The sequence below is a fragment of the Lentzea sp. genome, from assembly GCF_036380075.1.
Taxonomy (GTDB): Bacteria; Actinomycetota; Actinomycetes; order Mycobacteriales; family Pseudonocardiaceae; genus Lentzea.
In genome coordinates this window covers 1-9,207 of record NZ_DASVFL010000313.1, presented here as the reverse complement: position 1 = coordinate 9,207, position 9,207 = coordinate 1, and the positions used below count along the sequence as shown (strand labels likewise).

At 71.5% G+C, this 9,207-nt stretch carries 13 protein-coding genes; 6 read left to right on the top strand and 7 right to left on the bottom strand.

The annotated features are described in order from the left end of the window. The 3 genes from VF330_RS32745 to VF330_RS32735 form a co-directional block, all read right to left on the bottom strand. Positions 1-857, bottom strand: an 857-nt coding sequence (locus VF330_RS32745; RefSeq protein ID WP_330855580.1) for a sucrase ferredoxin, incomplete at its 3' end; no start/stop codon positions are given. 154 nt (positions 858-1,011) lie between these two features. After that, the gene (locus VF330_RS32740; protein WP_330855579.1) at positions 1,012-1,341 is read right to left on the bottom strand and encodes a hypothetical protein; all 330 of its coding nucleotides are present in this window, start codon (positions 1,339-1,341) and stop codon (positions 1,012-1,014) included. Further along, positions 1,338-1,925, bottom strand: a complete 588-nt coding sequence (locus tag VF330_RS32735) for a PadR family transcriptional regulator (protein ID WP_330855578.1) — start codon at positions 1,923-1,925, stop codon at positions 1,338-1,340. Before VF330_RS32735 ends, VF330_RS32740 begins: the two co-directional genes overlap by 4 nt. 48 nt (positions 1,926-1,973) lie before the next feature. Here VF330_RS32735 and VF330_RS32730 point away from each other — a divergent pair, with 48 nt between their 5' ends. Continuing rightward, on the top strand, positions 1,974-2,672 hold the full coding sequence (locus VF330_RS32730) for an SDR family oxidoreductase (protein ID WP_330855577.1): 699 nt from the start codon (positions 1,974-1,976) through the stop codon (positions 2,670-2,672). Positions 2,673-2,744: 72 nt separating this feature from the next. Next, positions 2,745-3,374, top strand: coding sequence for a class I SAM-dependent methyltransferase (locus VF330_RS32725; protein WP_330855576.1), 630 nt, complete (start codon positions 2,745-2,747; stop codon positions 3,372-3,374). A gap of 45 nt (positions 3,375-3,419) precedes the next feature. Here the strand turns inward: VF330_RS32725 and VF330_RS32720 are convergent, their stop codons facing one another. Beyond that, a complete protein-coding gene (locus VF330_RS32720) occupies positions 3,420-4,169 on the bottom strand; it encodes a ZIP family zinc transporter (protein ID WP_330855575.1) in 750 nt (249 codons plus the stop codon). A gap of 13 nt (positions 4,170-4,182) precedes the next feature. Further along, on the bottom strand, positions 4,183-5,268 hold the full coding sequence (locus tag VF330_RS32715; RefSeq protein WP_330855574.1) for an epoxide hydrolase: 1,086 nt from the start codon (positions 5,266-5,268) through the stop codon (positions 4,183-4,185). Between the two features lie 51 nt (positions 5,269-5,319). Between VF330_RS32715 and VF330_RS32710 the strand changes: the two genes are divergently transcribed. Both VF330_RS32710 and VF330_RS32705 read left to right on the top strand, forming a co-directional pair. Next, positions 5,320-6,264, top strand: coding sequence for a YafY family protein (locus VF330_RS32710; protein WP_330855573.1), 945 nt, complete (start codon positions 5,320-5,322; stop codon positions 6,262-6,264). 2 nt (positions 6,265-6,266) lie between these two features. Further along, the gene (locus VF330_RS32705) at positions 6,267-6,533 is read left to right on the top strand and encodes a hypothetical protein (RefSeq protein WP_330855571.1); all 267 of its coding nucleotides are present in this window, start codon (positions 6,267-6,269) and stop codon (positions 6,531-6,533) included. Between the two features lie 7 nt (positions 6,534-6,540). Here the strand turns inward: VF330_RS32705 and VF330_RS32700 are convergent, their stop codons facing one another. After that, positions 6,541-7,092, bottom strand: a complete 552-nt coding sequence (locus VF330_RS32700; protein WP_330855570.1) for a cadmium resistance transporter — start codon at positions 7,090-7,092, stop codon at positions 6,541-6,543. Positions 7,093-7,157: 65 nt separating this feature from the next. On the opposite strand from VF330_RS32700, the gene VF330_RS32695 reads away from it, so the two are divergent. Both VF330_RS32695 and VF330_RS32690 read left to right on the top strand, forming a co-directional pair. Next, positions 7,158-8,066, top strand: coding sequence for an SDR family NAD(P)-dependent oxidoreductase (locus VF330_RS32695; protein ID WP_330855569.1), 909 nt, complete (start codon positions 7,158-7,160; stop codon positions 8,064-8,066). Between the two features lie 9 nt (positions 8,067-8,075). Further along, positions 8,076-8,636, top strand: a complete 561-nt coding sequence (locus tag VF330_RS32690; RefSeq protein ID WP_330855568.1) for a TetR/AcrR family transcriptional regulator — start codon at positions 8,076-8,078, stop codon at positions 8,634-8,636. Positions 8,637-8,663: 27 nt separating this feature from the next. Here the strand turns inward: VF330_RS32690 and VF330_RS32685 are convergent, their stop codons facing one another. Beyond that, positions 8,664-9,158, bottom strand: coding sequence for a DinB family protein (locus tag VF330_RS32685; RefSeq protein ID WP_330855567.1), 495 nt, complete (start codon positions 9,156-9,158; stop codon positions 8,664-8,666). Between the last annotated feature and the right edge of the window lie 49 nt (positions 9,159-9,207).

Genomic DNA, 9,207 nt, shown 5'->3' with positions numbered 1-9,207 from the left:
CGCACCTTCACCAGCTGGTCGATCGCCGTCGCCACCAGCGCGACCGCGATGTCGGGGGACTTCCCGCAGCTCGCCGGCCGCGGCGGCACCGGCTGCTCGGCCAGTCCCACCCGCCACTCGCGCCCGTCGGCGTGCCGCACGGTCGCCGAGTCCGGGGTCTCCGCCACGACCGTCAGCACGTCGCGGGTCTCGCCGATCCGTTCCCGCACGGCGACCTCGGCGACCTGGCCTCGCGGGGTGAAGCAGGAGCGGCCCCGGCAGCGGTCGGCGAGGATGCCCTCCGTCACGACGCGTTCCGCCAGCCGGTGGTCGATGCGCCCGTACAGGTGACCGGTGGGCAGCAGCACTCCGGTGGGGGCGAAGCGGTGGCCGCCGGTGTGCGTGCACTCCCAGAGGTTCAGGGCGGTGGCGATCGGGCGGCCGTACAGGGCGCAGCAGACGTCGCGTTTGCTGTTGGTGCAGATCAGCAGCAACGGGTCGTGGACCGGCGTGCCGAACGCGGTCGACCGGCCGGCGCCCAGTGCCTCGAAGTCGAGCTCGAGGGCTTCCTCGGGGGAGGCGAGGTCGGCCTGCTCCAGCCAGGACGCGCCGGGCTTCGTCGAGGCCAGGTACAGGCGGCGGCGCGCGGGGACGTGGTCGTCGGCGTGGCGGCCGGGGCGGCGGATCAGCAGGATGCGCACACCGGTGCCGGCGGCGCGGCGGGCCAGTTCGGCGCCCAGCTCCGGGTCGAGGTGGCTTTCGGTCAGGGCGTCGCGTCCCCACGGGCCGGACTGCTCCAGGCACAGCCACGCCGTCGCGGTCGCGGCCGTGCCGGCCAGGGGTTCGCCCGCGAAGCCGGAGAGTGTCGAGCACCTCATCTGCACACTCTATACGGCCGTTCGGGTGATGACTAAGGTCACCCTTACCTGTCCGGTGTGATCTTGGGCATCGCAGGTCCTGCTGTCCGTCGTCACGGCGGGGGCTTCACCGAACCGGCGAAGCCGAAACACGGTCGTCCCGCCGGGGCAGCGGTCAGCTGGGGGCTTCGAGCTGCGCGATCCGCTGCCGCAGCGAAGCCCGCAGGCGGGCGCGGTAGCCGACGAACAGCTTGTTCGCGAGGTAGGGAGCCCAGTTGCCCTGCGGTGCGATGTTGTAGACGCGGTGCACGAGCAGCGCGCCCTCGGGATGGGGGTGCAGCGAGTCCTCGCCGCGGTACCACCAGTCGCCCCAGGAGGCGATGACGCCGGCGTCGCGGTCGACGAGCCGGTGCGAGCCGGACACCCCGGCGTCGGCGAACATCCGTGCGCGCACGGTCTCCAGCGGCGCGTGCACGACGCCCTGCACTTCGAAGAGCAGTCTCATCGGTGCGCGTCCTCCCAGTGCTCGTACCCGCCGACGGTGCCGTCGCGGGTGGCGGTGGCGAACCAGGTCAGCCAGGCGCGTTCGGCGCGCAGCATCGCCAGCCGGTAGTCGAGCTCGATCCACGCCAGCTGCGGCAGCCCCATGCCCGCGAGCCGCTCCAGCAGCACGGCCAGCGCGGTGAGCTGCTCGTCCACGGCCGCGCACCGCCGCTGCACGACGGCGAGCGCGTCGGGCGGGGGCAGCAGGCCGACCATCGAGATCCCGGCCTCGAACCGCCGGTACTCCTTCGCGGGCACGGCGATCAGCTCGCGCAGCCAGTCGTGCAGCTCCGCGGTGCCGGCGGCGGTGACGGAGTAGACGGTGCGCTCGGGCCGGTTGCCGGCCCGCCGGGTGGCGCTCGCGGTGATCAGCTCGTGCTTGGCCAGCGACTCGACCACGGTGTAGAGCGAGCCGTAGTTGAGCTTGACGACCTCCTCCTGGTGGCGTTCCCGCATGGTCTGCGCCATCTCGTAGGGGTGCATCGGCCGTTCCGCCAGCAAGGCCAGCACCGCCAGGGCCAGCGGGTTCGTACGCTTGAAAGACATGTCCGCTCCCGAATACTCGGCACCGAATATATGGCTAGAGTGGGCGGCATGACAACGGTGATCACCGGCGGAAGCCGGGGTATCGGTGCCGCGACCGCGCGCAGGCTCGTGCGCGACGGCCATCGGGTCGTGATCAGCTACCGCCAGGCCGCCGACGAGGCGCAGCGGCTGAGCGACGAGCTCGGGGTGCTCGCGGTGCGGGCCGACACCGCCGACGAGCACGACGTGGCACGGCTGTTCGACGCCGCCGGGGACGACACCACCGGAGTGGTCAACAACGCCGGCATCACCTCCCCGTCCGGGCCGCTGGCCGACCTGCGCACCGAGGACCTGCGGCGCGTGGTGGACGTCAACGTCGTCGGCGCGTTCTTCGTGGCACGGGAGGCCGCGCGGCGGATGACCCGCGGCTGCATCGTCAACGTGTCCTCCGGCGCGGCGACGCTGGGCAGCCCGGGGGAGTACGTGCACTACGCGGCGACCAAGGCGGCCGTGGACGCGATGACGATCGGCCTGGCCAAGGAGCTCGCGCCGCGCGGGATCCGCGTCAACTGCGTGCAACCCGGCACCATCCGCACCGACATCCACCGGCTCTCCGGCCAGCCCGACCGCCCCGACCGCGTCGCCGACCGCGTGCCGCTGGGCCGCCCCGGCGAGGCCGACGAGATCGCGAACGCCATCGCGTGGCTGCTCTCCGACGAGGCCTCCTACGCCACCGGCGCGATCCTGCGCGTCACCGGCGGAACGTGACACGCCCGAGGAGTGCGCTATGGCCTTTCGACTCTGCGGCCCGCCACGCCCGGGCCCCTAAGCTTCTCCGTCATGTCCGCGCCTGCGCTGTCCGACTTCGTGCTCGCCAACACCACTCTCGCCCCGGTGCCGCTGGTGCCCGAGGTGGTGCTGCACAGCGCGGTCGAGGCGATGGACCTGTGGGAGCTGACCGACCACGACCAGCCGCCGTTCTGGGCGTTCCCGTGGGCGGGCGGCCAGGCGCTGGCCCGACACCTGCTCGACCACCCCGGCCTGGTGCGCGACCGGAAGGTCTTCGACCTCGCGTCCGGGTCGGGCCTCGTCGCGATCGCCGCCGCGCTGGCCGGCGCCGACTCGGTGACCGCCAACGACATCGACCCGCTCTCGCTCACCGCGGTCCAGCTCAACGCCTCCGCCAACGGCGTCGCCGTCACGACACTGCCCGGCGACCAGCTCGACAGCGACGCCCACGGCGCCGACGTCGTGCTCGCCGGGGACGTCTTCTACGACGCCGAGATCACCGCGCTCGTGCTGCCGTTCCTCACCAGGGCCGCGGCACGGGGAGCGCTGGTGCTGCTCGGCGACCCCGACCGCGCGCACCTGCCGCGGGACCGGTTCGCACGGTGCGCGCGCTACGAGGTCCCGGTGCCGTTGACGCTGGAGAGCACCGAGACCCGCAGCGCCACCGTCTGGCGCGCCTAGAGTGCGTGGTCCTCGTCGTGGAGCCCACCGATCGCCACGGGCCGGTCAGCCCAGGCGCTCCACCACGAACGCCGTGAGAAACCCGGCCGTCAGGCACAGACCCGTGTACAGACGGGTGCGCTCGAAGGCCTCCGGGATCATCGTGTCGGCGATCATCGCCAGGATCGCCCCGGCCGCCACCGCCGTGATCACCGCGATGACCTGCGGCGACGCCCCGTCGAGCAGCAGGTTCCCCAACGCCGCGGACAGCCCGCTCAGCACCGCGATCACACCCCACACCCCGAACACGTACCCGGGACCGCGGCCCGCCTGCTTCATGCCGGCCACACTGGACAGTCCCTCCGGGACGTTCGAGATGACCACCGCGGCGAGCATCGCCACCCCGACCCCGCCGCCCCCGATCAGCCCCACACCGAGCACGACCGACTCCGGGACGCCGTCGAGCAGCGCGCCGACCGCGATCGCCGTGCCGCTGCCCGCCTGGTCGCTCTCCGACGGCTGGTTGCTGCTGCGCTTGCGGTGCCGCGCACCCAGCCGCGCCAGCGCCACGTTGGCCAGCACGTACACCAGCGCACCACCCGCGAACCCGGCCGCGGTGGCCGCCAGCCCGCCCCGGCGCTCGGCCTCGTCCACCAGCTCGAACGCCGCGGCCGCCGTCAGCACACCGGCACCGAACGCCATCACCACGGCCACCACGTCCCGCGGCACCCGCACGAACCAGGCGACGAGCGCGCCCACCACGAGCGCGCCGCCGCCGGCCAACCCCCACAGACCTGCTTCCACCCACTGAGCCATACCGGGGGATGACCTACATCTTCGCGAAAAACACCTTCAGATCACCGGCGAGCAGCGCGGGGGAGTCGTGCCCCGAGTAGTGGCCGCCGGTCGGGAACTCCGACCAGTGCACCAGGTTGTGGTGATCGCGCTCGGCGAAGCGCCGGATGGTCTGGAAGTCGTCGGGGAAGACCGCGACCCCCATCGGGAACGTCGTCGGCCCGTGCGGGGCGTCCTCGCGGTGAGCGTCCTCGTAGTACAGCCGCGCCGACGACCCGGCCGTGGTGGTGAACCAGTAGATCGACACGTTCGCCAGCAGGAAGTCCCGCGTCACCGCCGGCTCGCCCATCAGCTGCATCGTCCACGCCAGCTGCCCGGCGGGGGAGTCGGCGAGCGCGAACGCGACGTTCTGCGGCCGCGACTGCTGCAGCTTCGCATACCCCGACATCGACTCCCAGAAGTTCTGCAGCACGCCCAGCCGCCGGTGGTCGTCCTGCGTGAGGCCTTCCATCTCCGCCGGGTCGCCCGACGGGAACGAGAAGATCTGCGTGACGTGCACCCCCACCACGTGCTCGGGATCGACGCGTCCCATCTCCGGCCCGATGAGCGCCCCGGCGTCGTTGCCGTGCACCCCGTACCGCTCGTAGCCCAGGCGCGCCATCAGCTCCGCGAACGCCGCCGCGATCCGCCCCGAGTGCCAGCCCGTGCCGGTGGTCGGCCCGGAGAAACCGAAACCGGGGATCGACGGGATCACCAGGTGGAAGTCCTCCCGCAGGTGCTCGATGACGTCGACGAACTCCATGACCGACCCCGGCCAGCCGTGGATCAGCACCACCGGCAACGCCTCCGGGTTGGCGCTGCGGACGTGCAGGAAGTGCACGCCGGTACCGTCGATCTCGGTGAGGAACTGCGGGTAGGAGTTGAGCCGCGCCTCGACCGCCCGCCAGTCGAACTCCTCGGCCCAGTACCGCGCCACCTCCCGCACGTCCGCCACGTCGTCGCCGTACCGCGACCCCGCACCCGGCACCTGGTCCGTCCACCGCGTCCGCGCCAGCCGCAGCAGCAACTCGTCGACGTCCGCCTCGTCGACCGCGACCCGGAACTCCCTGATCTCCGTCATAACCCGAGGCTAACGGGCCTTGCGGCCAGCCCCTGTCCTAAAGTTCGCGGCATGCTGGAAACCTCGGCCCGCCTGCTGCGCCTGCTCGCACTGCTCCAGTCCCGCCGCGACTGGCAGGGCAGCGAACTCGCCGACGAACTGCGCATCAGCCCCCGCACCGTCCGCCGCGACGTCGACCGCCTGCGCGAGCTCGGCTACCCGGTCAACGCCACCACCGGCTCCTTCGGCGGCTACCGCCTCGGCGCCGGCGCCGAACTGCCCCCGCTGCTGCTCGACGACAACGAGGCCGTCGCCGTCGCCGTGGCCCTGCGCACCGCCCCCGTCACCGGCCTGGAGGAGGTCTCCCTGCGCGCCCTGCTCAAACTCGAACAGGTCCTGCCCTCCCGCCTGCGCCACCGCGTCTCCGCCTTCGAACACGTCGAACAGGTCCCGCGCGACCACGCCGCCCCCGCCCTCGACCCGGAGCTGCTCACCACCCTCGCCGCCGTCACCCGCGACAGCGAGACCATCCGCTTCGACTACCGCTCCCACGACGGCGTCCCGACCCGCCGCCGCGTCGAACCCCACCGCCTCGTCAACTGGGGCCGCCGCTGGTACCTCGTCGCCTGGGACCTCGACCGCGCCGACTGGCGCAGCTTCCGCGTCGACCGCATCACCCCGCCCACCCCGCCGCACGGCCCGCGCTTCACCGCCCGCACCTTCGACGCCACCACGTTCGTCGCCTCCCGCGTCGCCTCCGCCGCCTGGCGCTTCCAGGCCCGCGTCACCGTCCACGCACCCGCGGCCGCCGTCGCCGCCCGCATCAACTCCACGATCGGCACCGTCGAGGCCGTCGACGACGACTCGTGCGTGCTCGTCACCGGCTCCGACTCCGTCGAGAACCTCGCCGTGTGGATCGGCATGCTCGGCTTCGACTTCGAGGTCACCTCACCACCCGAGCTCGTGGCACACGTTCGCTCTCTTGCGGCCCGGTACACGCGAGCCGTACAAGACTGAGCATGGCCATCACCGGGCGCGACATCGAGCGGCTGCTCTACACCGACACGCCCGACCCGGTCCTGGTCGTGCACCACGGCCGGACCGCGATCGTCGCCGCCGCCGAGCTCGGCGGCCACACCGGCGCCGTGGTGGTGTGCTCCCGGACCGAGATCCTGCGGCACGTGGGGGAGCGCGACCTCACCGAAGGGGAGCTGACCTCCATCGCGGCCTCCCTCGAAGCCGCCGTGCACGACCCGGCCCGGCCGCTGCCGCAGTGGCCCGCCTGACCGGGCGTCAGCCCGAGAACAGCACCAGCAGGCCGATCACGACCAGCACCACCGGCAACGCGACGTGCCCCCACTTCGCCAGCGCCCCCGCCACCACCTGCCGCGAGGCCAGGAACCAGCCCGCCAGGCACCACACGCCCACCAGCAGCAGGAACACCACCACGTACAGCCACAACGAGTCCGCCACGGTGAACACCGGCACGTAGACACCGATGTTGTCGCCGCCGTTCGCCAGCGTCACCCCGGCCACCGCGAGCAGCCCCGGAGCCTCGGCCGGCTCGTCGTCGCCGCCGGAATCGCGCCACAGCGACCAGGCCGCCTTCAACCCCAGCGCCAGGGGGATCAGACCCAGCCACGGGCGGAACTGCTCGGGCAGCAGCGACGCGCCCAGCGCACCCAGCACCGCCACGGCGAGGATCCCGGCGAAGCCCAGGTACTGGCCCGCCACTACCTGCCACACCGAACGGGCGCGGGAGAAGAACAACGCGAGGATCACCAGGTCGTCGACGTTCGTCACCGCGAACATGCCCGCCGCCTGACCGACCACCCCGAGATCCACGGCGCGGATTCTGCACCACACACAAGCGGATACCTCATCCGGATGTGCTAGCGTCAGAAGCGGAAGTGGAATCCCTATCCGGATTGAAGGTCGTCATGACACCCAAAGCAGTCGTCACCGCCGCCACCGGCGGCATCGGACTCCACACCGCCCTCGGACTCACCCGAGCCGGCTACGCCGTCACCGTCGTCGGCCGCAACCCCGAACGCGGCGCACAAGCCGTCGAAAAGATCAACGCCGAAGCAGGGGAGCCCGCCCGCTTCCTCCAAGCCGACCTCGCCTCACTCGACCAGGTACGCGCACTCGCCGCCACCATCGCCGCCGAAGGGGAGCTGGACCTCCTCGTCAACAACGTCGGCGCCATGTACCCCGACCACACCGAACTCGACGGCGTCGAAGCCACCTTCGTCGTCAACCACCTCTCGCCCTACCTGCTCACTGAACTCCTCCTGCCCGTCATCACCCGACGCATCGTCAACGTCACCTCCAGCGCCGTCATCGTCGCCAAGAAAACCTTCGACACCGTCGAACCACCCGGCGGCTACTACGGCTTCCACTGGTACGGACGCGCCAAGCTCGCCAACCTCACCTACACCCTCGACCTCGCCCAACGACTGCGGGCGAGGGGGAGCGGCATCACCGTCCTCGCCGCCGACCCCGGAGGCGCCGACACCGACATGACCGACGGCAGCTCCCGCACACCCCAGATCGTCTCGCCCGCCCTGCGCCTGTTCTGGCCCCTCGTCCTGCGCACCTTCCAACGCGCCACCTCCCGGCCCGCCGCCCTCGCCGCACAACCCTCACTCCGCGCCGCCACCGACGACACCCTCCCCACCGGCACCGTCATCGGACGCCACAGCACCCCCGTCACACCCACCAAAACCGCCACCGACCCCCGCACCGTCCACGCCGTCCGCGCACTCAGCGAAAAGCACGCACCACTCCACCGCGTAACGGATGAGGTATCCAATTAGGCTGGACCCATGACCCCGCAGCGAAAGGACGCCGCCCGCAACTGGGACCGCATCGTCACCGTCGCCAGAGAACTCGTCGACGAAGGCACCCCGCTGCAGCTCAACGACGTCGCACGCCGCGCGGAACTCGGCGTCGGCACGGTCTACCGGCACTTCCCGACCACCGAAGCACTCCTCGAGACCGTCGCCACACCCCGCCTCGAAGCACTCGCCACCCACGGCGAACAAGCACTCCACGACGACGACCCCTGGCGAGCCCTCGCCGGCTACCTCACCCGCCTCGTCGAAGCACAGGTGAGCGACCCGGCCCTCGCCAAGGTGTCCGCCTCCGCCGCCGACGTCCTCACCGCCACCACCCAGCTCAAACACCGCATCCTCGACCTCGGCGCCCAACTGCTCACCCGCGCCCGCGACACCGGAGCCATCCGCCCCGACCTCGCCGACGGCGACCTCGTCCCACTCATGTGCGGCATCGCCTACGCCACCTACGTCCACGGCGACAACGCCACCGACCGGCTCCCCACCGCACGCCGCTACCTCGCCACCCTCCTGCGCGGCCTGCACACCTGACCTGGGGGAGTAGCACAAAAACCCAGGTCAGCGGCCCTCACCGGTCGCACCGTCCAGCAACTCCCGCAGAATGTCCGCGTGCCCCGCGTGCCGAGCCGTCTCCGTCACCACGTGCACCAGCACGTTGAACAACATCACCTCAGGACGCGGCCACCACGGCACATGACCGGGAGCATCCACCGCAAGAGCGGAAATCGTCGCGTCCGAATGCGCCCACACGCGCCGATAACGACCCACGACGTCCTCACGCGACTCCTCATCAGTCGCCCACATGTCCGCACCACGCGCCGACAAGTCGTCCCACCGCGGCAACGGCTCCGGGAACGGCCGCCCGAACACCTCACCGAAGTACCGCGACTCCGACAACGTCAGGTGCTTCACCAGACCGAGCAGGTTCGTCCCGGACGCCACCACCGGACGCCGCACGTCCGCCTCGGACAGACCGTCGAGCTTCCACAGCACCACCTCGCGGAGCTCACGCAGGTCGCCGTGCAGGTAGTTCTTCGCGAAGTCGTCGATCACGGACACGCAGCCTGCCACACGGCTAACGCCACGGTGACGAAACAACAGG

Bases quoted from the DNA above. Each gene is read 5' to 3' on its own strand.
- VF330_RS32740 (WP_330855579.1), bottom strand. From the start codon at position 1,341: ATGAGACTGCTCTTCGAAGTGCAGGGCGTCGTGCACGCGCCGCTGGAG.
- VF330_RS32735 (WP_330855578.1), bottom strand. From the start codon at position 1,925: ATGTCTTTCAAGCGTACGAACCCGCTGGCCCTGGCGGTGCTGGCCTTG.
- VF330_RS32730 (WP_330855577.1), top strand. From the start codon at position 1,974: ATGACAACGGTGATCACCGGCGGAAGCCGGGGTATCGGTGCCGCGACC.
- VF330_RS32725 (WP_330855576.1), top strand. From the start codon at position 2,745: ATGTCCGCGCCTGCGCTGTCCGACTTCGTGCTCGCCAACACCACTCTC.
- VF330_RS32720 (WP_330855575.1), bottom strand. From the start codon at position 4,169: ATGGCTCAGTGGGTGGAAGCAGGTCTGTGGGGGTTGGCCGGCGGCGGC.
- VF330_RS32715 (WP_330855574.1), bottom strand. From the start codon at position 5,268: ATGACGGAGATCAGGGAGTTCCGGGTCGCGGTCGACGAGGCGGACGTC.
- VF330_RS32710 (WP_330855573.1), top strand. From the start codon at position 5,320: ATGCTGGAAACCTCGGCCCGCCTGCTGCGCCTGCTCGCACTGCTCCAG.
- VF330_RS32705 (WP_330855571.1), top strand. From the start codon at position 6,267: ATGGCCATCACCGGGCGCGACATCGAGCGGCTGCTCTACACCGACACG.
- VF330_RS32690 (WP_330855568.1), top strand. From the start codon at position 8,076: ATGACCCCGCAGCGAAAGGACGCCGCCCGCAACTGGGACCGCATCGTC.